Annotated in this window: 23 protein-coding genes; 8 read left to right on the plus strand and 15 right to left on the minus strand. The window is 54.8% G+C overall.

Translation table 11 applies throughout. The annotated features are described in order from the left end of the window. Positions 1-72: 72 nt before the first annotated feature. Entirely contained in the window at positions 73-1230 is a 1158-nt protein-coding gene (locus ABLQ08_RS18315; RefSeq protein ID WP_352944911.1) for an MFS transporter, read from the minus strand. A gap of 326 nt (positions 1231-1556) precedes the next feature. Between ABLQ08_RS18315 and ABLQ08_RS18320 the strand changes: the two genes are divergently transcribed. From ABLQ08_RS18320 to ABLQ08_RS18340, 5 genes are all read left to right on the plus strand, one after another. Continuing rightward, complete coding sequence (locus ABLQ08_RS18320; RefSeq protein WP_352944913.1) at positions 1557-1937, plus strand: hypothetical protein; 381 nt, start codon at positions 1557-1559, stop codon at positions 1935-1937. Next, positions 1937-2134, plus strand: coding sequence for a helix-turn-helix transcriptional regulator (locus ABLQ08_RS18325; protein WP_352944915.1), 198 nt, complete (start codon positions 1937-1939; stop codon positions 2132-2134). Before ABLQ08_RS18320 ends, ABLQ08_RS18325 begins: the two co-directional genes overlap by 1 nt. 84 nt (positions 2135-2218) lie before the next feature. Beyond that, positions 2219-3010: an AraC family transcriptional regulator gene (locus ABLQ08_RS18330; RefSeq protein WP_352944917.1), complete on the plus strand. Its 792-nt coding sequence runs from the start codon at positions 2219-2221 to the stop codon at positions 3008-3010. A 70-nt stretch (positions 3011-3080) separates the two neighbouring features. Next, positions 3081-3509, plus strand: coding sequence for a universal stress protein (locus tag ABLQ08_RS18335; RefSeq protein ID WP_352944919.1), 429 nt, complete (start codon positions 3081-3083; stop codon positions 3507-3509). Between the two features lie 335 nt (positions 3510-3844). Continuing rightward, the gene (locus ABLQ08_RS18340) at positions 3845-5857 is read left to right on the plus strand and encodes a sensor domain-containing diguanylate cyclase (protein WP_352944921.1); all 2013 of its coding nucleotides are present in this window, start codon (positions 3845-3847) and stop codon (positions 5855-5857) included. Here the strand turns inward: ABLQ08_RS18340 and ABLQ08_RS18345 are convergent. From ABLQ08_RS18345 to ABLQ08_RS18380, 8 genes are all read right to left on the minus strand, one after another. Next, complete coding sequence (locus tag ABLQ08_RS18345; protein ID WP_352944923.1) at positions 5854-6981, minus strand: hypothetical protein; 1128 nt, start codon at positions 6979-6981, stop codon at positions 5854-5856. The two genes, ABLQ08_RS18340 and ABLQ08_RS18345, sit on opposite strands and share 4 nt — an antisense overlap. Positions 6982-7007: 26 nt before the next feature. Continuing rightward, complete coding sequence (locus ABLQ08_RS18350) at positions 7008-7505, minus strand: GNAT family N-acetyltransferase (protein ID WP_352944924.1); 498 nt, start codon at positions 7503-7505, stop codon at positions 7008-7010. A gap of 6 nt (positions 7506-7511) precedes the next feature. Next, positions 7512-8687: a vWA domain-containing protein gene (locus tag ABLQ08_RS18355; protein WP_352944926.1), complete on the minus strand. Its 1176-nt coding sequence runs from the start codon at positions 8685-8687 to the stop codon at positions 7512-7514. Positions 8688-8787: 100 nt separating this feature from the next. Continuing rightward, positions 8788-9840, minus strand: a complete 1053-nt coding sequence (locus tag ABLQ08_RS18360; protein WP_352944928.1) for a YcjF family protein — start codon at positions 9838-9840, stop codon at positions 8788-8790. Continuing rightward, positions 9837-11330 (minus strand): YcjX family protein, encoded by a 1494-nt coding sequence (locus tag ABLQ08_RS18365; protein ID WP_352944930.1) that lies wholly within the window; start codon positions 11328-11330, stop codon positions 9837-9839. Before ABLQ08_RS18365 ends, ABLQ08_RS18360 begins: the two co-directional genes overlap by 4 nt. An 86-nt stretch (positions 11331-11416) precedes the next feature. Further along, entirely contained in the window at positions 11417-11926 is a 510-nt protein-coding gene (locus tag ABLQ08_RS18370) for a SixA phosphatase family protein (protein WP_352944932.1), read from the minus strand. 63 nt (positions 11927-11989) lie between these two features. Next, complete coding sequence (locus tag ABLQ08_RS18375; protein WP_352944934.1) at positions 11990-12535, minus strand: hypothetical protein; 546 nt, start codon at positions 12533-12535, stop codon at positions 11990-11992. Between the two features lie 16 nt (positions 12536-12551). Next, positions 12552-13397 carry an AAA family ATPase gene (locus ABLQ08_RS18380; RefSeq protein ID WP_352944936.1) on the minus strand — a complete coding sequence of 282 codons (846 nt, stop codon included), beginning with the start codon at positions 13395-13397 and terminating at the stop codon, positions 12552-12554. A gap of 312 nt (positions 13398-13709) precedes the next feature. On the opposite strand from ABLQ08_RS18380, the gene ABLQ08_RS18385 reads away from it, so the two are divergent. From ABLQ08_RS18385 to ABLQ08_RS18395, 3 genes are all read left to right on the plus strand, one after another. After that, positions 13710-15092, plus strand: coding sequence for a flagellar hook protein FlgE (locus ABLQ08_RS18385; RefSeq protein ID WP_352944938.1), 1383 nt, complete (start codon positions 13710-13712; stop codon positions 15090-15092). Between the two features lie 76 nt (positions 15093-15168). Beyond that, positions 15169-17022, plus strand: a complete 1854-nt coding sequence (gene flgK / locus ABLQ08_RS18390) for a flagellar hook-associated protein FlgK (RefSeq protein WP_352944939.1) — start codon at positions 15169-15171, stop codon at positions 17020-17022. An 8-nt stretch (positions 17023-17030) separates the two neighbouring features. After that, entirely contained in the window at positions 17031-18566 is a 1536-nt protein-coding gene (locus ABLQ08_RS18395) for a flagellar protein (RefSeq protein ID WP_352944941.1), read from the plus strand. 224 nt (positions 18567-18790) lie between these two features. Here the strand turns inward: ABLQ08_RS18395 and flaF are convergent, their stop codons facing one another. The 6 genes from flaF to ABLQ08_RS18425 form a co-directional block, all read right to left on the minus strand. Beyond that, positions 18791-19165 (minus strand): flagellar biosynthesis regulator FlaF, encoded by a 375-nt coding sequence (flaF, locus tag ABLQ08_RS18400; RefSeq protein WP_352944943.1) that lies wholly within the window; start codon positions 19163-19165, stop codon positions 18791-18793. Continuing rightward, on the minus strand, positions 19047-19541 hold the full coding sequence (gene flbT / locus ABLQ08_RS18405; protein WP_352944945.1) for a flagellar biosynthesis repressor FlbT: 495 nt from the start codon (positions 19539-19541) through the stop codon (positions 19047-19049). The genes flaF and flbT overlap by 119 nt, the downstream gene beginning before the upstream one ends. A gap of 91 nt (positions 19542-19632) precedes the next feature. Beyond that, positions 19633-21126 carry a flagellin gene (locus ABLQ08_RS18410; protein WP_352944947.1) on the minus strand — a complete coding sequence of 498 codons (1494 nt, stop codon included), beginning with the start codon at positions 21124-21126 and terminating at the stop codon, positions 19633-19635. Between the two features lie 290 nt (positions 21127-21416). After that, the gene (locus tag ABLQ08_RS18415; protein ID WP_352944949.1) at positions 21417-22916 is read right to left on the minus strand and encodes a flagellin; all 1500 of its coding nucleotides are present in this window, start codon (positions 22914-22916) and stop codon (positions 21417-21419) included. A gap of 255 nt (positions 22917-23171) precedes the next feature. Continuing rightward, the gene (locus ABLQ08_RS18420; RefSeq protein ID WP_352944951.1) at positions 23172-24332 is read right to left on the minus strand and encodes a flagellin; all 1161 of its coding nucleotides are present in this window, start codon (positions 24330-24332) and stop codon (positions 23172-23174) included. Positions 24333-24524: 192 nt separating this feature from the next. Beyond that, positions 24525-25685: a flagellin gene (locus ABLQ08_RS18425; RefSeq protein WP_352944953.1), complete on the minus strand. Its 1161-nt coding sequence runs from the start codon at positions 25683-25685 to the stop codon at positions 24525-24527. Positions 25686-25987 lie beyond the last annotated feature (302 nt).

The raw sequence follows: 25987 nt of genomic DNA on the forward strand, positions 1-25987 counted from the left end.
GTCATGTGACGGCGGGTTCTTTCGTTTCTGCTTCGGTGACATGACTTTCGCTCGGCAGAGCATGATGCAGGGTTACTCGGCCGGTTGCGTGACCTGCTTGCGGAACCAGAAATCGACTTCCCGGCCATCGTCCGGGTTGCCTGGGATCAACGTGGCGAGGAACAGGCTTACCAAAGCCATGCCCGCGCCTGCCAGAAACACCGCCGCAGGCGAAATCAACCAGATGAAGCCGAACAGAACCGGAATGAAAACGGCTGCAATGTGATTGATCGTGAAGGCGACGCCTGCTGTCGGAGCGATATCGGCCGGATCCGCGATTTTCTGGAAATAGGTCTTGATCGCAATGGCAATGGCGAAAAACGCATGGTCGATCACGTAAAGGCTTGCGGCCAGCGTGGCGTTTGTAACAAAGGCATAGCAGACGAACACGCCAAACAAACCGATATACTCCAGGATAAGCGCCTTGCGTTCGCCAAAGCGGACTATCAGTTTGCCTATCTTCGGAGCCAGCACCATGTTGAACGCGCCGTTGAGGAGGAACAGCCCGGCGACTTCATGGACGTCGTAGCCAAACCGCTCGACCATGAGGAAACCTGCGAATACCGTAAAGATCTGCCGGCGTGCGCCTGCCATGAAGGTGAGGGCATAGTAGAGCCAGTACCTCTTGCGCAGGATCAGCTTCTTGTGCTGCGGCACGCCTTCCTTGAAATGCGGATAGGCAAGGACGAGGAAAACAAGAACGACCAGTGTCAGGCCGCCGGCTATGGCGAATACCACGGTGAAAGACAGGTCGAACATTTTCCAGGCGATGAAAATCACGCCATAGGCGATCAATTGCGCAAAGGCACCCACCGATATGATCTTGCCCATGCTGGCGGCTGCCGTGGCTTTTGGCAGCCATTGCAGCGACAGCGATTGAGCCATCGTTTCGTAATAGTGAAAGCCGATCGACATGACCAAGGTGGTTATGTAGAAGCCCATCGCCGTCGGGAAGTAACCGGTGACGGCTACGCCCAGGCCGAGCAGCAACAGGGAAACATAGGCGAGGGTCTGCTCTCGCATGACCAGCAGCAGATAAACTGCCAGAAAGCTCAGGAAACCGGGAATTTCGCGGATCGACTGCTGAATGCCGATTTCGCGGCCGGTAAAGTCGAGCTCCTGAACCGCGAAGTTGTTCATCAGGTTCCACCAGGCAGCGAAGGAGAGCTGCATGGCACCGGCCATAATCATGAGAAGAACCGCGGGCGAACGCCATCCGCTTCGTTCGTTCGGGTATGCGTTTTGAGTGAAGTATGTCATTCCAAAACCGGAAAAGGTCACATCCATGTAATCTGAATGAAGCTTCTAATCCCAAATTCCTGTTGCGTGTTAGCGCTGTTTTGTCATGGAATGTTTCCGAGTTGCCAAAACCAGCTTTCCGAGTAAAAGAAACTAGGGTCTCACGATCGGCAGTGCCTGCGACTTGCAGAAATTGGATGTAAAGCACGCTTTACAAAAGACAGGAGATCTGAAAATGTAAAGCAGGCTTTACATGTGGTGAGTGAGGAGAGACGACGGTGAATAGATTTGATCGACTATCCTATCGATATGTTGCCGAGACCCTGGCCGCGACGGCCTTGTTCGTGGCGACGAGTTTTCTTGCGCATCGATACCTGGAAGACAAGTCCGGTCTGGCAGTTAACGTCCTGGTGTCCTTCATCGCGACCATACCAATGCTCTTGGTTCTTTGGGCGCTGGTCCGCTATTTCCGCAAAGTCGATGAACGAGAGCGGTACATCATGGCGATTGCAGGGGCAATCACATTGCTGGTAGGCGTATTTGTTGCTTTATTTCTGGCAAAACTGGCAACAGTCCTGACCGTCGACCTCAACCTGTATGCTGCCTTTTTGCTGACCCTCTGGTCTCTTGCGACGGTTGTCGTGCGCTGGAAAACCTGATGAGGAACCACTTGAAGGAGCTTCGAAAGGACCGGGGGTGGTCTCAGGCAGAACTTGCGGAAAGGCTCGATGTCACCCGGCAAACCGTGATTGCACTGGAAAAGGGAAAATACGACCCGAGCTTGCCCTTGGCATTCCGGATTTCAAAGGTATTCGGATTGCCGATTGAAAGGCTGTTCATCCCCGACGAACAATAGGTTCGGGTCAACCGCTGGATTTGCCAGAGCGGACCAGAGAGTTACATTCGCTCTGTTCCTGAACAAACCGGATATACTGCGAAAATGAGCATACACCCCGAACTGGCCGAGTTTCCCAGCGAGGAACTGAACAGCCCGTTGATCGGCTATGCCAGAAGCGTGCCTTCCGGAATAGGTGCCAATGGCTGGCACGCTCACGACGCCGCTCAGTTGTTTCACGTCGTAAAGGGGTCAATCGCCATCGATACGGAGTTGGGAACCTTTTTCGCGCCGCCCGAGCGTGCGTTCTGGCTTCCTCCTCGGGTAAGCCACCAGACGCGTTATCTGACGGACACCGAACTTCGCTACATCTACGTTCCAAATGATTATGCGCGGGATCTGCCGCATACACCGCAGGTCATACAGGTGACCACGCTGCTGCGTGCGCTGATCCTTGAATTCATGTCCTATCCGCGATCGGAAACAGAAGACGGGCCTGCAGCACGTATAGCCGCCGTCATACTGGATCAGTTGAAAATGTTGCCGGCGGCCCCGTTGCAGTTGCCGATGCCGCAAGACGCCAGACTGAGGGACCTTTGCGAGGGGGTGGTGCGCTGCCCCGCACATATACCCTCCTTGAGCGAAGCGGCCGATCGCTGTGCCACTTCCGTTCGCTCATTTGAGCGGCGGATTAAATCCGAGACCGGTCTGAGTTACAGAACCTGGTGCAGACAGGTGAAGCTGTTTCGGGCGCTGGAACTGCTTGCATCGGGCCGCAGCGTGTCCGATGTTTCGCACAAGCTAGGTTACGAAGGTCCGAGCGCATTCGTGGCAACGTTCCGGAAGGCCTTTGGCGTGACACCCGGGCGCTATTTTGCTGGAGAAGAGCTGGATTGATCTGCCTCATGGCAGACACCTCTGTTTGAGCGCCATGTGTGGGCAACACCATCTCCTGGAGGTATGAGCCATGTTCAAGAAAATACTTGTCCCTGTAGACCCGGCGGAACCGGGATTTGCCAAAGATGCGCTCGACAAGGCGTCTCAGCTGGCACGGGACTATGGCGCCAAGATCCATCTCATGGCGGTTTGCCCTGAAGTCCAGAGTTTTGTCGCCAGCCAGTTGCCGGATGGCTGGCAGAGGCGTGAGATCGACGAAACCACGGTCATTCTCGACAAGATCGGCGCCGAGCTTGATGTTCCCGAAGGAACCGTGGACTGCCACGTCAGAATGGGCGCGGTCTACCACGAGGTGATCGAGGAAGCCGAAAAGTCGGGCTGCGACCTCGTGTTGATGACCTCGCACAAGCCCGGACTCTCCACCTATTTTATCGGTTCCAACGCGGCTCATATTGTGCGCCACGCACCTTGTTCCGTGATGGTCCTGCGGGGTAACTGAGACAGGTTGCAGGCCCGGGCGAAGCTGAGGTATCGCCCGGTGGGCGCGCACTTTTGAGTGACCTTTATCGGGAGGTCGACAAACACCAGGGTAGCCTGGAAACCTCGGTTTCCGGGCTCGTTCTGCGCTCGCTTATGTTTTGTGTTTTGCTGCATTGAGTTATCCGATCAAGGCCGGAATGAAAGTAAACATAAGGCAAATCACGCGAGGGATGATTTTGAAAAAAATAATTATTTCAATTTCTTGCCTCTTGTTCTTTAGAAATTGATTCTTTGAAATAATGCAATTTTAACGCATTGGCCCGACTCTCTACGGCACGTTGTATGGAGTATTCAATGCGTAAGCGTTCTGCGGTTCGATACACAATCACCGGAAAACTTCTGACCATCGTGGCGATTTGCGTCGCGTTCGTGGTGGCCGCATCGGGTGTCGGGATCTACCAGATCCGGAAGATCGGTCAGGAGATCGAGTTTATCGCAGAGGCGGAGGTTCCGCTGACTGAAGCGATCGGCCATGTGACGACACACAGACTGGAACAAAACGTGCTGATCGAACGCCTGATGCGTTTGAACCTGTCGCGCGGCTTAGGGCACTCGTTCGCGAGCAGCGAAATGCAGGCAGAAACAGAAGGTCGTTTTCAGTATCTGGCGGGCAAGATTTTAGATGAATTTGTCGAGGCCTCCGAGATTGCCGAGCAAGGAATTGCCATGGCTCAATCCGAGACTCAGGTTGTGGAGTTCAAGGACGTCCTGGAGATCATCACCAGAATCAGTCAGGAACACAGCGAGTATTCGACTGCTATCAACAAAGTGCTGTCTCAATCCAAATTCGGCAACGCTCTTGAGGCGGAAGAACAGCTCCAGAGGCTCAGCGACGAGCACCTGGCATTCAATATGGAACTGGAACAGTTGTTGTTCCGGGTTCAGTCGCTCGCGGAAACCGCCGCGAGAGCTGCGGCTGTTCATGAACGCAACGCCATTCGGTTCACCGTCCTCATTTCACTGGGAGCTGCTGCTTTCTCGGTTCTGCTGGCCATGTGGCTTGGCCGGCGAGCCATCGCGCTTCCCTTGCTGGATGTCGTGAACGCCTTGCGCCGTCTGTCCAGAAACGATTTCGACGCGGAATTGCCTGTCAGCAGGAATGACGAGATCGGCGACATCGGCCGCGCTTTCCGGGCCTTCAAGCGACACCTCATCAATGTTCAGGAGCAGGAACGGGTGGAGCAGCAGCGTCAATCGGCCCTGACGCGCGAGATCCGCCTGTTATCGGAGCTGAATGAATGGCTGCAATCGAGCAGTTCCCTTGATGAACTGTTCGGAATGGTCAGCCGCTTCATGACCAAGCTGCTTCCAAGCAGCGCAGGGGCGCTCTACGTTTATTCAAACTCACGCGATGTCCTGGACGGTGCCTGTGCCTGGAACGGCGGCAAGCTGGAAGCTCATATCAGGCCTACATCCTGCTGGGGACTGCGCCGGGGAAGGCCTTATGTCTTCGGCGATGGTGAGGTCAGCTTTGCCTGCGAACACGTCACGCCGGGCGAAGATGATGAGGTTTATCTCTGTCTGCCGATCCTGGCTCACGGGGAAACTGTCGGTCTGATGCATCTGACGCCGTCTGCGCAGGCCAGCAAGGAAGAATTTCTGGAGCAACGCAAGCTTGCGCAGATGGCGGCTGAGCAGGTCAGTCTTGCGATCGCCAATACGCGGATGCGTGACGAATTGCACAATCAATCCATTCGCGATCCGCTGACCGGTCTCTTTAACCGCCGTCATTTCATCGATCTGCTCAGAACAAGTCTTGAGCGGTCCCGGCACAACGGACAGCCAGTCTCATTGGTGTCAATTGACGTCGACCATTTCAAGAAGTTCAACGACAATCACGGTCACGATGCCGGTGACATGGTTCTGCGTGCCGTTGGCTCGGTTCTTGAAGAAACCTGTGAGGGCGACCAGGTTCCCTGTCGCATGGGTGGTGAGGAGTTCATGGTTCTTTTGCCTGACAGGTCAACGGTCGCCGCTACCGGGGTTGCTGAAAAACTGCGCGAGGCAGTCGAGAAGATTGTCGTTCGCTATGGCGAGAAGAACCTTCCGAAAATCACCATTTCCTGTGGCGTGGCCGGATATCCTAGCCATGGCCGTTTGCCTCAGGACCTGATGAAGTCCGCTGACGATGCGCTCTACATGTCAAAGGATGCAGGCCGAAACAGGGTAACGGTGGCCTCCAGCTCTGTTCAGGACAATCCGGCAGATCTGCAGGCGATGCTTGATGACGTGGAGGACGAGAGATCCGGTGATGCCTTCGAGATGGCCGAAAAGTCCGAAACCGACAGGAAGGAAAACGCGGCTTAACCAAGCCGCGTCAAAAGCATGGCCACCGCGACGTAGCGGAACGGATAGTCGTCCGGATTAGCTCTCAGTATTTCTTCGGCACGCCGGTAAATCCGGTCAACCAACTGGTTCCTTTCCGGCGTTTCCGGCAGGGCATTACGTAAAACCGCTTCTGTGAATGCGCGGAAAAAGTTCACGTAGTCCTTCACGTAGCGTTCGAGATTGCCGTCCTTCCGGTAGTCCTCAACGAACGGCACCGGCACTTCGTAGGACATCGACTGATCCAACGAAAACAGACCGGCGGACTTATAGGTCTTGTCCGTGACCGGAGCCGTCAATTCCTCCAGATCGCGGAGATAGACGGGTTGGTAGTATTGCTCGTATGTGTCCCTGGCGATATCGCCCGTTTCAACATGGGCCAGAACGGCATCGTTCAGCAGGTCGTATATTCCGTCGCAAGTGCGAATATCATCTTTGAACCCAAATACTTCGACGAGCAGTTTGCCTCCCGGAACCAGCTCTTTCGCGCGGACGTGAAGGTATTGTGCAACATCCTGTTTTGCCTGCTCGCTGAACGCCTGGCGATCCTGTTCCGATACATATCCATTGTTCCTGATCGCACTTGGACCGTTGGGGAAAATGTAACCGGGCATCCTGTCGACGGGCTTGCGAGACAAAAAGCCGATAGCGTTGAAGGTGGTTGCAAGGTGAACACTGCGCGATGGAAGCAGTTGGTCATACATCGAACCGCCAATGGCAGTTGAGAAAACGCGGTCACTGCCGAAAACGGAGTGACCTTCAGGGCGGAGATTGACAAACAGCTCGGAAAAGTCGTTGGTCGGCAGGTCGGAGTGAACCGTCAAGATCTGTGCGGATGTCAGCGGCAGAAGGTCTGCGAGGATATGGATCATGACATTGATCGAGTTTCGCCCTTCCGAACAGCCGAAGTCAGCCAGCGTAATCAGCTCGTCGTCGTTGAGCGGCAGGTTTGCGACTGCCTTGTCCAACATCGGGAAGTCGACCTTGATGGCGTTCCACTGGGTGGCGGAATTGGCGTCGTAAAATCCGCCACCGACCATTCCGGTGGTCGAACTATGCGCGCTGGGATCTGTCGGTTGCTGCTTTGAAGTCGGACCATCACTCATTGACGAACAGAGCCCCCTTGTGCCGGTTAAAGTTGCTTGAAATAGCGGGCGACCGGCAAGGTGCTATAGCCTGCCGCTTCGTAGGTCTTCCGCGCCGGCAGGTGACCGCTGTCTCCGGAGGTTTCTACCATGGAAATCTTCATTCCCTGCTGGCGCATCCTCTCTTCGACATGACGTATCAAGGCATCGGCGACGCCGTGTCGCTGGTGATCCGGATCGGTTGCCAGAATGTAGACTTCACCCATCTGGTCTTCCGGATGCAGGCGAAGGCCGACGAAACCTGAAATCTCTCCTGATCTCAGCGCAACGAAAGTTCGCTCGCCCTCCGCTTCCAGAAAGGCGCCAACATCCTTTGATTGACGTTCCTCCCAGCCATCCGGATAAAAGGACTCATAGATGAAGGCGGGAATTTCACGCTTCATCTTGTCAAAAACGGGAGCCCAGGCCTTGAGCGACAGAGTGATCAGCGCCTTTTTCTGAGCAGGCGAATAGGGAACGATATCAACGGTCGAATGATCAGGCATGCCGGATCACCGTGCCAGTTCCTTCATGGCGTCGGTTAGACCTTCGACGGTCATGGGGAACATCCGGTTCTCCATCAATTCATTGAGCATCTTGATGGAGTGAGTGTAGTGCCAGTGTTCTTGCCGGACCGGATTTAACCAGACCGCACTTTTGTAAAGCCCGGTGATCCGTTTCATCCAGGTTTCACCGGCCTCTTCGTTCCAGTGTTCTACTGAACCGCCTCGATAGGCAATCTCGTAGGGGCTCATGGATGCGTCACCAACGAAGATGATCTTGTAGTCGGCGGGGTATTTGTGCAGCACATCCATAGTCGGGATGCGTTCGGTATGCCGACGCCTGTTTTCCTTCCACACGAACTCATAAAGACAGTTGTGGAAGTAGAAATGCTCCATCACCTTGAATTCGGAGCGGGCGGCGGAAAAGAGCTCTTCGCACACCCGGATGTGGTCATCCATCGAGCCGCCGATATCAAAGAACAGCAGAACCTTGACCGCGTTGTGCCGTTCGGCGCGCATCTTGATATCAAGCAGACCCTTGTGTGCCGTCGAGCGTATGGTGTTGTCGAGATCCAGCTCTTCGGCGGCTCCAGTCCGGGCGAAGTTTCGCAGTCGTTTCAACGCGACCTGGATATTGCGGGTTCCGAGCAGCTGGGTGTCGTCCAGATCCTTGAATTCGCGCTTATCCCAGACCTTGACGGCGCGGCGGTGACGGCTTTCGTGCTGTCCTATACGCACACCCTCGGGGTTATAGCCATAAGCTCCGAAGGGAGAGGTTCCGGCCGTGCCGATCCACTTGTTGCCGCCCTGGTGGCGTTTCTGTTGTTCCTTCAAACGCTCGCGGAGGGTCTCCATCAGCTTTTCGAACCCGCCGAGAGCTTCGATCTGAGCCTTTTCCTCTTTGCTCAGATGTTTTTCCGCAAGCTTGCGCAGCCAGTCTTCGGGAATGTCGGTTGCCGGCACCTCGCTCATGAGGTCCAGTCCCTTGAAGACGTGAGAGAACACCCGGTCGAACTTGTCCAGGTTTCCCTCGTCCTTCACCAGGGAAAGACGAGCAAGATAGTAGAAATCCTCGACACTGCGCTCCGCAAGATCCTTGTCGAGCGCTTCCATCAGCGTCAGGTATTCACGCAGAGAGACGGGAACTCCGGCGGATTTCAGTTCAGTGAAGAAAGTGATGAACATGAGCCGAAATTAGCCTGCTGTCACGGCGCTGTCGAGATTGAACGTGGACATTCAACTTCGACGCATCCGGTTCCGGTGAGCTTGCGTGACACCAAAGCCTTCAGGAGGATATGGTGTCTCCTCTTTCCGCCTTTTCGGAAGAGGCCACCAGTTCGCCCATGAAATCCGAGATGGTTGGGCCATTGCCGCTGACAAAAGGAGCGGGCCGGCAGACGGAGATTGCGGCGATGCCGATGCGTGCGGTCAGGAGGCCGTTGACGACACCTTCGCCGAGCCGCGCCGACAAGCGGGCAGCAAGGCCGTGACCGAGGACCTGGGAAGCCAGGCTGTCGCCGGCGGCCATGCCGCCGGTTACTGCCAAATGCGTGACAACGTGTCTTGCGAGGCGCATGAAGCCGAGTGTGCCGGGACGGCCTCCATAAAGAGCGGACAGGCGGCGAATTGTGCGCAGGTTCTCGAACAGGACCGCGAGCAGATCCACGAGAGCTCGCGGGCTGACAGCCGTGACGATCGAGACCCTCTTGGCGCTGTTCATGACAATTCGGCGGGCCTCCAGATCAAGGGGGGCCAGCAGATCCCGCTCGGCCAGTTTCACGAGGTCGCGACCGTCGATGACTTCCTGCATGTGCCCGGCAAGCACTTTGCGGCCCTGGGCGGTTTCCGGGCGATCCCGATAAAGTGTCAGCAGTTCCTTCAACCCGGTTGTCGCAATCTTGGAATCGTCTTCATCGGCCGCTGTTTGAAGCTGCTCCCTGAGGTGATCGATCCGGTTGAGGCGCAGGAGGCCGGCAATTTCCCTCGCGGCAAGACCCAGCAAGCCCAGAGCCGCGATGGCAGCCAGGGCAACGCCCAGCCAGCCAAGCCAGTCGGTGCGGGTGAAAAGGTCCCGGATCAGACTGTCGACTGCAAGGCCAACCGCAAGTGAAACCAGGCCGGAAAGGCCTATCATCAGCCACTTGCCAAAACTGAACCCTGTCTTCGGGGTGCTGGCGGCACGTGGAAGGCGAGGTTCGTCTTCTTCATAAAAGGTTTGCGTAACCAGGGCTTCGCCTGCGACGGGAACCTTGTTCTCGTCATCCGTCATCCGCACCTTGTTGTCGTCCAGACGAAAGGCGGTCGGTTTGCGGCCTGAGGGGGAATTTGTTCCGGTCATGCCAGACGATCTCCAATCAGAAACTCAAGGGCACGGTCCAACCGGATATGGGGAAGGGACAACGTGAGCCCTTCCGCGGTCCTGTCGAGCTCCGGTGGGCGGAAACGCAGGAATTTCAGGTCGGATTGGGCGGATTGAAAACTCGGCCTGGCTTCCTCACAATCTGATTCATCTTTGTCGAAAAGCGATTCAGGATTTTGCGGTAAGTCTCCGGGAAACATGGCTATTTCCGTGTTGCCGTCATAAGTGTCGCCGTTCAGGCGTTCTCCCGGAAGCGGAGTTCCGAGGATAGCGGGCAGTTCCTCCGAGCGGTGCTTGACGGTCGCTTCCCGTGTGGCGCGAACCGCGGCCATGGCCAGCGCATCCACCTCAGCTCCCTTGAAACGGGCGCGTTCCTCGGCTCTGGTGACCAGACGTTTCAGGATCGCTTCCAACCGGTCATGATCGGTTCTGTGCAAATGATCCGCTTTCGTCGCCGCGAACAGGATCCTGTCGATACGTCTTGTCAGAATTGAGGACAGCCAGCTGCGTTTGCCGGGCCGGAAAGCTCCCAGAACTTCACCCAAGGCAACCTCAAGATCTGCCATCGCGTGCGGACCGGCATTCAACGCATGCAGAACGTCAACAAGCACGATTTGCCGGTCGAGCCGGGCAAAGTGATTGCGGAAGAAGGGACGGACCACATGGGTCTTATAAGCCTCGTAACGCCGCTCCATCATGGCGCGGAACGTTCCGGTACGCGCCGGACCTGCGTCTGCGGGTATATCCAGGGGCGCAAATGTCAGAGCCGGGGAGCCGTCCAGGTCTCCCGGCATCAGGAACCGACCGGGAGGCAGCATTGAAAGCGCTAACGTATCGTTCCGGCAGGCCGCCAGATAAGACTTGAAGCTGGCCGAGAGTTCTTGAGCTGAAAGTTCGTTTTCTTCCGCATCCGGAGATACTTTGGTCAGCGTCTGCAGGAACGGCTTTGCGATTTGCGCCCGGTTCTTCGCGCGTGCGCGTGACAGAGCTTCAGCTGAAAAGGTGGCATAGTCCTTGTTGAGCAGCGGCAAGTCCAGAAGCCACTCACCCGGATAGTCGATCAGATCGACATGCAGGCGACCAGGGCCAAGCTTGCGATAGAAATACGAAGCGCTTTCGTAGTCGATCGTCAGACGCAATTCCGAGACCTGACGGGTCGATTCCGGCCATATGCGCTCATTCACCAATGCCCTGACATGTGCCTCGTAATCGAAGCGAGGCACGGCGTCGTCCGGCTGAGGCTGCAGTTTCGCGCCTGTCATGCGGTGTCCTGCAGCTGCGCTGAAAACCGGAAGCCGTCCGCCATGAACCAGGTTGTGAACCATGGCCGTCAAAAAAACGGTTTTGCCCGCCCTGGCGAGGCCGGTCACACCCAACCTCAGACTGGGTACGGTCAAATCGCTTGCTGCGTCGGCAAGGTTGGCCAGGGTCAGTCGGGTTTCTTCTCTCAATGTCGTCAATGGGTTCACGAGCGCCTCCAGGGCGTTCATGTAAGGGCGGTTGGCGGGATGTGCAATCGGTTGCGCGCCGGTGACTTCTTACGCCGCAGGGATACCTACAAGTCTCTCGGTTTGACAAACCTTTCCAGATGCCCCGTTTTGGGTTTCAGGTCGGACCAGTCACTTATGTCGAAATCGATTACGGAAAGCGCGGCAGTCGGATATTTGACCTGGAGGTCATTCATTGCATCTGCATTTCCGGTCCCCGCGAGCGCAAAGGCAGTTTCTTCTGTTGCGGGATTGTGACCGATAATCATGAGATTCTGGGCCCTGCTGCCATGTTTGCGGATCAGGTCGGTGTAGTCATCTTCACTTTGCCGGTAAAGATCGGAGAGAAGCAGGATTTGGGTTTCCTGCTGCAGATAGGGCAACAGCTTCGCGAGGGTTTCGCGGGTACGCTGGGAAGTGGAACACAAAATGCGGTTGGGCAACAGCCGCTCGGTTTTCATGTATCTCGACATCTCGACAGCCGCAGACTTTCCCCGCCGATTCAAGGGCCTGTCGATATCCGCAAGGCTCGGGTCACCCCAATCGGATTTCGCGTGTCGCAATAGCAGGAGCCGCATATCTTGTTCCCGTCAGTCTTCCGCTGTCATCTTTCGGAGAAGGTGGTAAGCCTTCGAGGCCGGTTAGTTCTGCTTTGCCAGAATATCGGTAAAAGAATCCAGGGCAGGACCCACTTCGATATCCTGTGTCGGCAAAGTATAAGCCAGCCAAAGCGTATAATCCGCGTCTGTTCCGGAAAAGTACCAAAGCGTTTCACAAAGGCTGGTGGGGGTCCAGTTGCGGGTACGGAAGGAAATTCCGGAAGCCGCTGCGCCGGTCAGCGTGATCGGCTCGAAGCCGGCTGCCTTGTAGTTTCGGGAAAACTTCAGGGCCTGCCGTCGACCGCCTGACTGAAGATGCTTCCGCAGGACAGCGGTTATTCCGTTTCGACCAGTGTAGATGCAACCGGCGAGACTGTCCGCATCGCCTTCCATTGCCTTGATGCGGAAAAAGGTGCCAACGACATCGGGACAGCGCAGACCCGTGAAGTGGCGAAGGCCGCCGACGTCACTTTGCCAGCCGGCATCTTTTTCCGGAGGAACCTGGGCGGTCGCTTCAGGGAGCATCACGCCGGACAGCAGCAAGCCAATTCCAGCCAGCAAAACCAGGATCGCGGCAGCTCTCGGCAACTCAGTCTCCCGTCGTTCAGGTCCGTTCCCGGCGTGCCATGAATGCCAGCCGTTCGAACAGATGCACATCCTGCTCGTTTTTCAAAAGCGCGCCATGCAGCGGCGGGATCAGTTTGGAGCCATCTTGTTGACGAAGCGTTTCCGAGTCGACGTCTTCGTTTAGCAGCAGCTTGATCCAGTCGATCAGTTCGGAGGTGGACGGTTTCTTTTTCAAGCCGGGTACGTCGCGCACGTCGAAGAACAGGCGCAGTGCTTCGGACAGAAGGCGCTTTTTGATCCCGGGGAAATGAACTTCCACGATTTCGGTCATTGTTTCCGCGTCGGGGAACTTGATGAAATGGAAAAAGCACCGGCGCAGGAATGCGTCCGGCAGATCTTTTTCGTTGTTCGACGTGATGATCACGACTGGGCGCTGCCTGGCCTTTACGGTCTCGCCCGTTTCATAGACGTGAAATTCCATACGATCGAGCTCAAGCAGAAGATCGTTCGGAAACTCAATGTCGGCCTTGTCGATCTCGTCAATCAGCAGAACCGGTTTCACGGGAGCATCGAACGCTTCCCAGAGTTTGCCCTTGCGGATGTAGTTGTTGATGTCCTTGACCCGCTCATCGCCAAGCTGACTGTCACGCAGGCGGGAAACCGCATCATACTCATAAAGGCCCTGTTGCGCCTTGGTCGTGGATTTTACATGCCACTCGATAAGGGGCGCCCCCAACGCCTCGGCTACCTGCTCCGCCAGGACCGTCTTGCCCGTGCCCGGTTCACCTTTGACCAGCAATGGGCGCTCAAGCGCAACGGCCGCATTCACGGCAACCCGCAGGTCTTCCGTGGCGATATAGTTCTCGGTTCCTTCAAAGCGCATCGTTTTGTCCGTCTGTCTACAGTCGGGCGAAAGTGGCAGGACGCGCGCCGGTTCGCAAGCCTCAAAAGGAACAGAGGTGTTCTGGGTTGCCTATGTGGACAGTCTTGCCCATTCCGCAGGGAATATTTTGCCCGTTCCGGCGTGGCTTGCCGGGTCTGAAGTGTGACGTGAAAAGGTGGTTTTTGTTGTAAGGTGCTGAAAATAAAAAGATAATTGTCTGTCTTGAGAAGTTGGCACGCCACTTGCGGATAGGGCTGTGATAATGGGCGCAAGCCCACACAGGCAGTGCCCGATCTATCAAGAGGATGAAACATGGGTATTTATGGGGCTATTAACTCGGCGGTTTCCGGACTGACTGCGCAGGCTACGGCGCTGGAGAACATTTCCGGTAACGTCGCCAACTCGCAGACGACCGGTTACAAGCGGCTGGATACGACATTTGCCGATCTTGTGTCGGGTGGTGGCGCGACCCAGGCTACGCAGGTTTCAGGGACGACATTTGCGACATCGCGGGCAACCAACACGGTTCAGGGCGATATTTCCTCCGTTGAGGTGGACACCTACATGGCCATCAACGGCGAAGGCTATTTCGTTGTGACGCAGGCGGCTGATGTCGTTGACGGATCGACGACATTCGCGGACGAAACTTTTTACACAAGGGCAGGGGATTTTGAGCGGAACCAGGAAGGTTACCTGATCAACAGCTCAGGCTATTATCTGCAAGGTTTCCCGCTTGATCCGGATACAGGTAACGCGATTGGCGACAATCCGACCGTTATTCAGATCGACAATCAGCCGTTGGCTGCTTCGGCGACGACGACCGTCGATTATCAGGCCAACCTGCCGCGGGTCCCCAACACAACCGACTATGACGGGTCTGACGAAGCGACGGCGCTTTTGGCCGGTTCAGTCGGTGCCGGCAACGTGGCCGTTGCCAACAATCAGGATTTTCTTGATACATCGATATCCGGCGGGTCCATTACCATTTACAACCAGAATGGTACTGCGATGAACGTCGAGGTTCGTTATGCGAAAACGCAAAACGCTGATGCCGGTGTGCCTCAGAACGATATCTGGACCATGTATGTCGGTACCGGTGGCGATGCAACGAACTCCTGGTACGATGTTGCTTCAATGGAATTTGACGACACCGGAGCCCTGATCGACGTCGATGATGGTGTGATCGGCACTGCAAATGCCGCAAACACGGGGCTGACGATTGGATCGCTCGATATTGGCGGCGTCACAGCTTCCAACATTGAAATCTCGTTCGCAAACGGTTCGCTGACTCAGTATTCGGATCCGGATGGAGTGGCAAGTTCCGTGTCGCTCGATCAGGATGGTTTCCCGGCAGGCGAATTGACTGGTGTTGCGGTTGATGAATCCGGCCGCGTCATTGCAAGCTATTCCAACAACCAGCAACGCGCAGTCTACGAAATTCCTTTGGCAACGTTCGAGGCGGAGCAGAACCTGCGCCGCGTCGATGGTGCCGGATTTGCAGCAACCACTTCTTCCGGTGAGGCAGACCTTACAGGTGGGGGGCAGATCCTTGCCAAGAAGCTTGAGCTGTCCAACGCGGATATTGCCGACGAGTTTTCCAAACTCATCATCACGCAACAGGCCTATTCGGCAAACTCCCGGATCGTGACCTCTGCGGATGAGATGCTGGACAGCGCCCTGAACATGATCCGGTAACAATGACCGGCAATCCGGCGGGTATTGACCCGCCGGCTTTTCTGGTGGTCTGGCGTCGAGCGAAGGAGAATCCGCAATGGGTCTGACAAGTGCCCTCAATACCGCGGTCTTCGGAATTACCTATAACCAGCGGCAGCTGGATGTAACTGCGGCCAACATCGCGAATGCCGATACGGCGGGTTACTCGAAAAAGACCGTGTCGGCGAATGCCTATTTCGACGGTCAGGGAAATGTTGCGGGCATTTCTGCAACGGAAGTCCGTCGTGTGGTGAACGAGCAGATCCAGGCCGACTACTTCAACTCTCTCGCTGATACCAACTACGCCAAGCAGATCGCCGACTACACTGACCGGCTCGATGACATTTTCGGAACGATTGACGACAAGAGCAGCCTGTCATCGCTTGCAGGCCAGTTGTCATCCTCATTGCAGACACTTGTGAACGATCCGGGCAATTATGCGGCCCAACAGGAAGTCGTTGCCGCCGCAGATGCGTTCGCGCGTGAGCTGAATTCTTCTTATGAGCAAATCGCAGATCTGCGGCAGGAAGCGGACGACTCGCTTTCGCGTCAGACAGATGCGGTCAACGATTTGCTGTCCGGTATCGAAGACATTGATTCCGCAATTCGCGATGCCAGCCAGGCGGGTGTGTCGACGGCAGAAATGGAAGACGAGCGCGACAGGCTCGTTGAGCAGCTTTCCGGGTATCTGGATGTAACTGTCACCAAGGGAACAAACGAGACTCTGTTCATCCAGACGGCCGATGGTCAGCAACTTTATGCAGACAACCAGGCTTCGACACTGAGTTTTTCTCCATCGCACCTGCTTCAACCCGGGCAGTTGGGCAATTCGGTCATGGTCACGACGCCGGGCGGAACGACCTATGATCTGATTGCCGGCTCAAAGTCCGGCGCGATGGTCGCGACCGCCGAATTGCGGGACGATATTCTGGTTGAAGCTCAGAAACAGCTCGATACCATTGCCGCGGAAATGTCGCTGGCGTTCTCGAACGTGACCGTGGAAAGCTCTGCGGCAACTGTTGGGCCGGACACCGGTTTCGACCTGGATGTTTCAGCTCTTCAACCCGGTAATACGATCACGCTGGAATACACCGATACTCTCGGGCAAAGTCAAACCGTTACGCTTGTTGCCGTTGATGACCCGTCCCTGTTGCCGTTGGATGATGCGGCAACAGCAAACCCGAACGATACGGTGTTCGGTATCGACATTTCCAGTGGAACACCTGCCACCTACATCACCAATATTGTCGCGGCACTCGGGGCCACGGGCCTTCAAGTCAGCAACGACGGTTCGGACAATCTGCGGGTATTGGGCGACGTAGGAGCGCCGACCAGCGTTCAAAGCCTTTCTGCAAATGTCACGGTGACGGCAAACTCCGATCAGGGACTAGGCCTTGCCATATTCGTCGACAACCGCGATACGCCGGAGCTTTTCACCGACTCTTTGGAAGATGGTGGGCAGCGTCTCGGATATGCAAGTGGCATCAGTGTCAACCCTGACCTTCTTGCCGACAGTGCCCTGCTGGTGAACTACCAGACGACTCCGACGGCGAATACGACGAATGACCCGGCTCGGGCGCAATATCTCGCAAATGCGCTGAACAATGGGGCAAACTACTACGATCCGACTTCAGGAATTGGCAGTTCCTCGACGCCCTTCAAGGGATCGGTGGTCGACTTTGTCAATCAGACTGTCGCTTTCCAGGGCAACCAGGCGGAAGACGCCGCAACCTATTCGAAATCCAAGGAAGCGCTGACCTCCAATCTCGCCATCCGGTACGAGGAAAGCTACGCCGTGGATCTCGATGCCGAATTGGCCTTCATGGTTCAGCTGGAAAACGCCTATGCGGCCAATGCCCGTGTCATGCAGACGATCAACGAACTCTTCGATGAGCTTCTGAGAATAGTTTAAGGTGCGTAATGGCAATTTCTTCGATCACAACCTCCCGGACCTATCTCACGCAGCAGCTCAGTGAGCTTAACAGCCAGCTTGCGGAAAAAACGACCCAACTTGCCCGAGGCAAGGTTGGATCGACCTATGGAGATGTCGGGGACAGGCGGCTACTGGACATTCAGCTGACGCAAAAGGTCAGCATGATCGAGACGTACCAGCAGACCATTACGGTTTCCAACCTGCATCTTGAAACGTTGAACATGTCACTGGAACGGTTGGAAGACATTCGCCGGGACGCAAAATCGGCGCTCGATACCAATGACTTCGTTCTGCAGGACGATGGGCAGACCCAAACGCAGTCACGTGCGGAATTGCTGTTAAACGAAACGCTCAACATTCTGAATACGGAAGTTGCCGGTTTTTATGCATTCGGTGGTACCGATGCCGTGAATGATCCGGTTGCAACACTTGATGCGATCTTGGACGGTTCCGGCGGACTCGATGGTTTGAAAACCGTGATGTCGGAGTATGCGGAAGCCAACCTTGGAAGTTCCAACACGGGGCGTCTGAGCACCTCTGCCCTGACAACCAATTATGCAGGAGCGGTGCCGACCGATTCAACCTTCACCCTTGCTGAAGATGGCGCGCATGACTTCGGTTTCGATATTGCAAACGTCACCTCCACGCTTAGCAATGTTGCGATCACGGGCCCGGCTGCTGCCGATCCCGACAGTGTGGATGTCCAGTTCACCGGGCAGCCGACATTGGGAGAAAAAATTACGGTGGAGCTGAGCCTTCCGCCGGATCACACCGACACGATTTCGATTGAGCTGACCGCCGCTGCAACAAATGAAGCGGATGGGACCTTTGCCATAGGCACGGACCTGGAAGAGACCGCGCAAAATCTTCGCGATGCGTTGGCTGCAGAGATCGAAAATCAGGCGCAGACGACTTTACGTGCGGTGTCGGACGAATGGGCGTCCGACGAGTTCTTCAGCACCTTCAACGGTGAAGAGCCTCAACGTGTCGACGGTCCTCCCTTTGACACTGCAACGGCACTAACCGGAGGTGGCTCGACGACGGTTGCCTGGTACACGGGAAGGAACACGACAACCGATGATCCTCGTGACGACAAGAACGCCGTTGTGGATTCAAATCTGACTGTCAATTACGGGGTCAGGGCCAACGAGACACCGCTGGCTGAACTCGTGCAGTCTCTGGCAACTTTTGTTGCCGCGGACTTTTCCGGAGGTACTCAGACCGATGAAGAATACTACAACGCCCTTTCTGCGAACCTGAGGACAATCCTGCAGCCTCCGGGCGTGGACCAGTCCGGTATTGTCGATATCGCGACAGATATTGCGATCACCCACCGGACAGTTTCTCTGACGAGTGATCGCCATGTGCAGATGAAAAGCACATATGAGGGAACGATTGCCGAGATCGAAGGCGTCGACAAAGACCAGCTCGCAGCCGAAATTCTTCAGCTCCAGAACAACATCGAAGTCTCCTACCGGGCGTCATCCATCGTCTTCAATCTGAGCCTGTCCGATTATCTCTAAAGCACTTCGTGAAAAGACCTAGTCACCCTTGTCGCTGCTTGAAACCAAAGATCTCAACGCGGTAGGTAACGCGTTTTGTCTCAAGATTTTCACGAAGCGCTGAAGGTCGGACGGTGTGACTGCTGCAGGGGAGGGGAGATACTCCAGGTGCAGCACCAGGAAGCCTTCAAAACAACAAAGCCGGCTGCAATCGCGCCGGCTTTCTTATTGAATGTATTAGATAGTCATTCCTGTCGGGCTCTCAGGCCTTCCGCAATCGCACGGTTGATGCCGATGATCGAGTTCAGCTTATTCGCATCATCTGTGGTGATGACCGTCATGGTTTGCTTGAAAATAAAGACGCCCAGAGAGGCGATGTTGTTCTTGATGTCCTGGGGCAGCTCGCTTTCTTCGCTGGTCGCCGATGTTACCAGAATGCTCCATAGCTTCCGGTTGTAAACCAGAGCATCGTCTTTTTCCGCGAGCGAAGACTCTTCCCACTCATCCTTGATCAATTGAAGCCGTGCTGCGGCTTTCATCAGCAGATTCGCTTCCAGTTCCCTCGGGGATACCGCCACCTGGCTTGTTTTCTGGTAAGCCTGCGCTGCCTGTTTGTACATGACCGATCAGCGTCCCTTCATACTCGATGAGCTTTCGTGCTTCTTTAAGTGCTTTATAGAAGGCGCCGGTTATGATGGCGTTACTAATCCTGGTAACATACGGGATCGTACTCGGCGCGGCCTTCACAATGTCATTTACGAGAGTGAAGTAATTCTCCTGAATTCTCTCCAAATCCGTTGATAGATACATCAGCTGAACGGCCAAATAGACCCGTTTTGCTGGCGTATCCGCGGTGGCCGGCGTGAGAATGTCCTTTTCTCGAAGAATGGGCGCCTGGCCTTCGATAAAAAGGCGAGTCCGCTGATTATCATTGGTTATGACGCTGTCACCGATGATAATCCGTTCGCCCGGTTTCAGCTCAACCTTGAGCGCCATTCCGTGACCTCCACGCTTGAGTATCGTCATCAAACATTAACGAAATGGTTAACGCTTGCCCCCGATACTTTAATGTTTTTCGCCTACGGTGTTAACCAAACAGGCTCAAGACGCTCTGATCGGCCTGGTTTGCCAGCGACAGGGCTGTTGATGACAGCTGTTGCCGGGTTTGCAGGGCGAGCATGTTCGCGCCTTCTTCGTTCATGTCGGCAATGGTGAGTTCGCCGGCACCGATTTCAAGCGTGTTGATCAGTTCCTGGGTGAAATCCGTTCGAACTTCAACGGTTGACAGAGAAGTACCCATAGATCGCGCTGCGGAGCGCAATTCATCCAAGGCTGCGTTGATTGCCTGGAGCGTTCTGTCGATATCCGTGTCGGTCTTGAACTCCGAGGCCGAAGCCGTAAGGCCTACAGTTCCTGTCGAGCTGCCGAGCGTCATGCGGTTAAAATCGGTATTGCTGCTGGTGATGTCGAACGAAACCTCGCCGATCATGCTGATGCTGCCGCCGGAGAATGTCGCGTCCAGGCCCTTGACGTTATCAATGAAGGAAACCAGATCGCTGACCGTTGTTTCGGAATCGATCTCCAGCGATGCCGGCTCAAATCCATTGCCGTCGGTAATCGTGATTGTATCGCCTGCCTGGAAACCACCTGATGTTACGAGCGTCGAAGTTGCGCTCAGGGCGGAAACAGTCAGGGTCGATGTCGTGCCCCCGGTTGCACTACCATCTGTGGCCGTGCCACCGCCAGCGTTGTCTTTCGAAATAGCAATCGGGTTGTCGCCACCAGACGTGATGGAAATTGAGTCGGTTGCCTCATCGAATGTTGCATGTACGCCGTTGAGATTGTCCAGAGCATCGACGTAGTCCTGGACGGTGGTAATGTCCGTGCCGACAGTCAATGTGGTCGTGCCTGAACTGTCCGTGATTGTTACCTGGTCACCATTTGCCCAGTCACCCAGATCCGTCAGATTTGAGGAGGCCTGCAGTCCTGTCATTGCCAGAGTGGTGCTTCCACCGTACAGATTGAATGACGAGGTACCGGTTCCGCCCGTGTTCAAATCATCCAGATTGAGGCCGTCATCCAGGGTCGTATCGGTGAAGTCCACAGGTTCAACGGTCAGATTGGATGTGCTGTCTTCGTTGAAAATAACTTCAAGTTCATTGCCGGCGCCCGCCAGAAGGTTCTTGCCCTTATAGCTGGAATCCCGAGCCATATCCTCGATCTGTTCAAGGATATCATTGTATTGGCTTGTGAACTGCTTGCGTTCATATTCGCTCGACGTCTGCAGGGCCTGATTGGCAATTGCTTTCGCCGATTCAACCAGCTTGGTGATTGATGTGATGCCTTTGTCCGCTGCGCGAATTGTCTGGACGGCCTGTCCCATATTGTCCAGGAGATTGGACAGGTCGCTCGCCCTGTCATTCAGCGATTGTGCCGTGAAGAATGAATTCGGATTGTCGAGGGCGGTGTTCACCTTCAGGCCGGTTGCCAGACGGGTTTGTGTAACCGACTGGAGATCAGCTGTTTGCTTGAGCGACAGGAGATTGTCCCGGACCGCGCTGGAAAGAACAATATCAGGCATCAGACTTCACCGCTTTTCCTATTCATCACTCGACGCGGGTGCCTCTCAAGCGCTGCAAGAAGAGCACACACCTTTGCCGTAAATCTAAATGGAAAGTTAATCGGTGATGCACTAGTTAACGTGCTGTAAATAAAAGTTACCAAAAGCTTTCTTTTAAGCCTTTGAATCCTAACGAGAAAAAATCAAGCATTTTCAATGTCCGGTCCATCAAAACCAAAAACGGCGGACCAAAGGCCCGCCGTATCTGATTGTCAGCTTGTGAGTCGTGCGTCTGACTGATTCTAGCTGAATTAGAAGAGGGATAGCACTGTCTGGTCCGCCTGCGACGCGAAGGACAGTGAGGTGGAAGCCAGCTGCTGACGGGTCTGAAGTGCCAACAGGTTTGCACCTTCTTCGTTGGTATCGGCCAAGGTCAAAAGACCGGCACCTTCCTGTAGAGTGTTAATCATCGTCTTTGTGTAATCTTGACGGATCTCAACAGTCGAAAGGTTAGTACCGAATTCAGAAGCCTGGGATCTCAAGTTTGAAAGAGCGGTGTTCAATCGATCAACAACGCGATTGATGTCATTGTCGGTGGCGAAACCGCTGTCCGACAGAGCTGAGATCGTAACACCATTCGAATTGGCGGTGAATGCGTTGCTGGCGAAGTCACCGTTGTCGCTTGTCAAGGCGAGGTCGGTTTCGGACGTGATGTTAAACTGGCCGGAGCCAGAGTCGAAGGATGCGGACACCCCGTTGAAGTCGTTGACGAAGCTTTCCAGGTCATCCACAGTCGTGTCAGCTTCAATTTCCAGAGAGCCGAGCTCGTAACCGTTGCCGTCGGTCAGGGTGAGGGTGTCACCAATTGCGAATGAGCCGGTATCTGCAAGCACCGCAGTGGTGGTCGTCAAAGCCGTAGCGGTTACTTCGAAGGTCGACAGAGCAGCGGAGTGCGTGCTCACAGCGTCGGAGATGTGGAAGTCTTCGTCACTATAGATTGTCAGCTCACCTGACGTATCGTCGAACTCCGCGCGAACCCCTGAAAGCGAATTCAGCTCATCTACCAAATCCTGAACGGTTGCGCCGGATGAAACTGAGTTTCCGATGACGGCGTTCGGAGACCCGATCGCGTTGACGAATTCCAGTGTGGTCGTCGTCGATGCGATTACGTTGGATTCCAGCAGAGTGGAGCTGGAGTTCAGCGTGGAGCTGCCGTCGGTAAGTACAATCGTTTTCTTGCCGCCCTTCAGGTCAAAGGACGTTGCACTGCCTTGGCCTTCTGCCAGGTCCGAAAGATTCAGGCCGGTCGAAAGGGCTGTTTCGGTGTAGTCGACCGCTTCGATAGTCAACTTGGAGGTTGCATCTTCGTTGAAGATCGTCGTCAGATCGTTGCCATCGCCGGCAAGCAGGTTCTTGCCCTTATATGAGCTGTCCTTTGCAACATCTTCAATCTGCTCCAGAAGATCGTTGTACTGCTCAGCGAATGTCTTGCGTTCGTACTGGCTCTGTGTCTGAAGGGCCTGGTTGGCCTTTGCCTTTGCTGTTTCGACTAGATCGGTGATCGTTTCGATACCTTTGTCGGCTGCTTTGATCGTTTGCAGCGACTGACCCATGTCATCAAGCAAGTTGCCCAAGTCGCTGGCACGCGAGTTCAACCCGGAGGCAGTGAAGAAGGAATTCGGGTTATCCAGCGCTGAATTCACTTTGAGGCCGGTCGCCAGTTTGTTCTGGACGCCGGACATCATGTCTGCGGTGGACTGGAGAGTGAGAAGATTCTGCCGTACGGCAGCTGACAGGGTGATGTCCTGCATCTGAATATCCCTTTCCTGGGTCACATATACTTCTGCTCTTCCTGAGCAGGTTGATTAGGATCATCTTCTGTTAACCCTAACCATTGGTTAATGCATCGCATTTTAGGGTTAACGAGGTGTTAACGCGTGGGGGCCTGGCGCGAATTCACAAGGAAAGGATTAGCTTTTGATGAGGGGAGGGTAGAGTGCCGTCAAATGTAAAAAAAGGCGGGCCGAGGCCCGCCTTTTGAGATCTTGCTGAAACTTTCGTCTGGTTTAGAACAACCGCAGTACGTTCTGGTCGGCCTGAGCTGCCAGGGACAACGATGTGGAGGCGAGGGATTGCTGGGTCTGCAGGGCCAGCAAATTTGCACCTTCCTCATTGGTGTCGGCCAGGGTCAACTTGCCGGCGCCCTCTTCCAGAGTATTGATCAGGGCATTGGTGAAGTCCTGACGATTTTCCACAATGGAGAGGTTGGTACCGAAGGTGGATGCCTGCGCTCGAAGCGTATCTTGGGCCTTGGTCAGGGAATCAAGCGTTGATTCGATCTTGGCATCCGTCGAAAAGCCGTTGGTTTCAGAGTGTGACGTTGACAGCGCGGTGAAGCCGGAAGCATCGGAGTCAACCGAAACCTCGTAGTCGGCATTTACCGTGATCACGCCACTGGAAATGGACGTGCTGGTGTCAGAACTTGCACCACCGATGAAATCGGAAAGGTCCTGGATCGTGGTGGTGTCATCGATGGTCAGGGAGCCGAGTTCAGTGCCGGTGCTGTCCGTCAATGTAATGGTATCACCGGCGGTGAAATCATTGTCAGTCGTCAGCGTTGCAGTTGCAGTGGCCAGTGCAGTTGCCGTTGCAGAACCGTTCTGCAGCGTAATCGTCACTGAACCGGTGCTGCCGCTTGCCAGATCGGACAAGGCAAGTCCGGTCGAGCTGCTGCTGTCCGTGTAGTCTACTGAAGAGATCGACAGCGAGGAAGTGCCGTCTTCATTGAACGTAACGGACAGATCATTTCCAGATCCGCCAAGCAGGTTTTTGCCTTTGTAGCCAGCATCTTTTGCCAGATCCTCAATCTGAGTCAGAAGCTCATTATATTCAGCTGAGAATTGCTGACGTTCAGACTGGCTAGAGGTCTGCAGGGCCTGATTGGCTTTAGCCTTTGCGGCATCAACCAGATCTGAGATTGCGCTGATGCCTTCGTCAGCAGCCTTCAGCGTCTGGACCGACTGGCCCATGTCGTCCAGCAGTGTGGAAAGATCGCTTGCGCGGTTTTCCAGACCTTTCGCTGTAAAGAAGGAATTCGGATTGTCGAGTGCCGAATTCACTTTCTTGCCCGTTGCAAGCTTTTCCTGCACGGAGCTCATCAGTTGCGAAGTGGACTGGAGTGCATTGAGGTTCGAGCGCACGGCGCTCGAAATGGTAATATCAGCCATTTTGTTTCCCTTCTAGGAATACGAGTTACGAGAACCCTTCCTGGGTTCGAGGCTCATCAAGCGGCTCAAGGAGGAAACAAGTTGTAAAAATATATGGTTAGCGTGATTTAACCTTAATGCTTCGTAACCAAAAGAAGGAGACGGACATGTCCGTCTCCCTTGTCTGTGTTCACGTGTGAGGTGATGCGAATGTTAGAACAACCGAAGCACGTTCTGATCAGCCTGAGCTGCCAGAGACAGCGAAGTTGAGGCGAGGGTCTGCTGCGTCTGCAGAGCCAGAAGATTTGCACCTTCTTCGTTTGTATCTGCAAGTGTCAGCTTGCCGGCGCCTTCTTCCAGCGTGTTGATCAGGGCCTTGGTGAAATCCTGACGGTTTTCCACGATGGAAAGGTTGGTACCAAAGGTGGATGCCTGCGAGCGAAGCGTATCTTGGGCCTTGGTCAGGGAATCAAGCGTTGATTCGATCTTGGCATCCGTCGAAAAGCCATTGGTTTCAGAGTGTGACGTTGACAACGCGGTGAAGCCGGAGGCATCGGAGTCAACCGAAACCTCGTAGTCGGCATTTACCGTGATCACGCCACTGGAAATGGACGTGCTGGTGTCAGAACTCGCACCACCGATGAAATCGGAAAGGTCCTGGATCGTGGTGGTGTCATCAATGGTCAGGGAACCGAGTTCGGTGCCGGTGCTGTCCGACAGCGTGATGGTGTCACCCGCGGTGAAATCATTGTCAGTCGTCAGCGTTGCAGTTGCGGTAGCCAGCGCAGTTGCTGTCGCTGAGCCGTTCTGCAGTGTAATTGTCACTGAGCCGGTGCTGCCACTTGCCAGATCGGACAGGGCAAGTCCGGTCGAGCTGCTTGTGTCCGTGTAGTCAACGGAAGAGATGGACAGGGAAGAGGATCCGTCTTCGTTGAAGGTCACCGAAAGATCGTTGCCCGTACCACCAAGCAGGTTTTTGCCACCGTAACCGGCATCTCCCGCCAGATCCTCGATTTGGGTCAGCAGTTCGTTATATTCAGAGGCGTATTGCTGGCGCTCGGACTGGCTGGAGGTCTGAAGAGCCTGATTGGCTTTCGCCTTTGCGGCATCAACCAGATCAGAGATAGCCTCGATGCCCTTGTCAGCAGCCTTCAGCGTCTGGACGGACTGGCCCATGTCATCAAGTAGAGTCGAGAGATCGCCGGCGCGGTTTTCCAAACCTTGAGCGGTAAAAAAGGAGTTCGGATTATCGAGTGCCGAATTCACTTTCTTGCCCGTAGAAAGCCGTTCTTGGACGGAACTCATCAAGCTGGAAGTTGCCTGAAGAGAGTTGAGGTTAGTACGTACAGCGCTCGAAATTGTGATGTCTGCCATTACAGAGTTCCTTCTGTGTTCAATGCCATTCTTCCTGAATGACAAAGCAACTCTGTCGCTTATTCTTGTATTGTTTCCTAAGTTATTTGGTTAGCGCTATTTAACCTAAAATGTGTGTAAATTTTTATTATTAATGTATTTGGTTAACTGGTTAATTGTTGAGGTGAATGCGGATTAACTATAGAAGTTTCCCTAAAGTGGTGTGGCTGTTTTGCTTGGGGGTTTCACCGTCAAGGTGGAGGAGGGGATGCTTAACAGGCGGGAGTGGCCGGGCTGTAAGTTGTGTCCGGAGAAGAAATGAG

The sequence above is a fragment of the Roseibium sp. SCP14 genome (assembly GCF_040329475.1).
Taxonomy (GTDB): Bacteria; Pseudomonadota; Alphaproteobacteria; order Rhizobiales; family Stappiaceae; genus Roseibium.

Excerpts from the sequence above, each read along its gene's own strand:
- ABLQ08_RS18410 (WP_352944947.1), bottom strand. The coding sequence starts at position 21,126 with ATGCCTGATATTGTTCTTTCCAGCGCGGTCCGGGACAATCTCCTGTCG.
- ABLQ08_RS18355 (WP_352944926.1), bottom strand. The coding sequence starts at position 8,687 with ATGTTCATCACTTTCTTCACTGAACTGAAATCCGCCGGAGTTCCCGTC.
- flbT (WP_352944945.1), bottom strand. The coding sequence starts at position 19,541 with ATGGCGCTCAAGGTTGAGCTGAAACCGGGCGAACGGATTATCATCGGT.
- ABLQ08_RS18335 (WP_352944919.1), top strand. The coding sequence starts at position 3,081 with ATGTTCAAGAAAATACTTGTCCCTGTAGACCCGGCGGAACCGGGATTT.
- ABLQ08_RS18395 (WP_352944941.1), top strand. The coding sequence starts at position 17,031 with ATGGCAATTTCTTCGATCACAACCTCCCGGACCTATCTCACGCAGCAG.
- ABLQ08_RS18325 (WP_352944915.1), top strand. The coding sequence starts at position 1,937 with ATGAGGAACCACTTGAAGGAGCTTCGAAAGGACCGGGGGTGGTCTCAG.
- ABLQ08_RS18370 (WP_352944932.1), bottom strand. The coding sequence starts at position 11,926 with ATGCGGCTCCTGCTATTGCGACACGCGAAATCCGATTGGGGTGACCCG.
- ABLQ08_RS18420 (WP_352944951.1), bottom strand. The coding sequence starts at position 24,332 with ATGGCTGATATTACCATTTCGAGCGCCGTGCGCTCGAACCTCAATGCA.
- ABLQ08_RS18360 (WP_352944928.1), bottom strand. The coding sequence starts at position 9,840 with ATGACCGGAACAAATTCCCCCTCAGGCCGCAAACCGACCGCCTTTCGT.
- ABLQ08_RS18330 (WP_352944917.1), top strand. The coding sequence starts at position 2,219 with ATGAGCATACACCCCGAACTGGCCGAGTTTCCCAGCGAGGAACTGAAC.
- flaF (WP_352944943.1), bottom strand. The coding sequence starts at position 19,165 with ATGTACAAACAGGCAGCGCAGGCTTACCAGAAAACAAGCCAGGTGGCG.
- ABLQ08_RS18385 (WP_352944938.1), top strand. The coding sequence starts at position 13,710 with ATGGGTATTTATGGGGCTATTAACTCGGCGGTTTCCGGACTGACTGCG.
- ABLQ08_RS18380 (WP_352944936.1), bottom strand. The coding sequence starts at position 13,397 with ATGCGCTTTGAAGGAACCGAGAACTATATCGCCACGGAAGACCTGCGG.
- ABLQ08_RS18350 (WP_352944924.1), bottom strand. The coding sequence starts at position 7,505 with ATGCCTGATCATTCGACCGTTGATATCGTTCCCTATTCGCCTGCTCAG.
- flgK (WP_352944939.1), top strand. The coding sequence starts at position 15,169 with ATGGGTCTGACAAGTGCCCTCAATACCGCGGTCTTCGGAATTACCTAT.
- ABLQ08_RS18415 (WP_352944949.1), bottom strand. The coding sequence starts at position 22,916 with ATGCAGGACATCACCCTGTCAGCTGCCGTACGGCAGAATCTTCTCACT.
- ABLQ08_RS18345 (WP_352944923.1), bottom strand. The coding sequence starts at position 6,981 with ATGAGTGATGGTCCGACTTCAAAGCAGCAACCGACAGATCCCAGCGCG.
- ABLQ08_RS18315 (WP_352944911.1), bottom strand. The coding sequence starts at position 1,230 with ATGATTATGGCCGGTGCCATGCAGCTCTCCTTCGCTGCCTGGTGGAAC.
- ABLQ08_RS18340 (WP_352944921.1), top strand. The coding sequence starts at position 3,845 with ATGCGTAAGCGTTCTGCGGTTCGATACACAATCACCGGAAAACTTCTG.
- ABLQ08_RS18425 (WP_352944953.1), bottom strand. The coding sequence starts at position 25,685 with ATGGCAGACATCACAATTTCGAGCGCTGTACGTACTAACCTCAACTCT.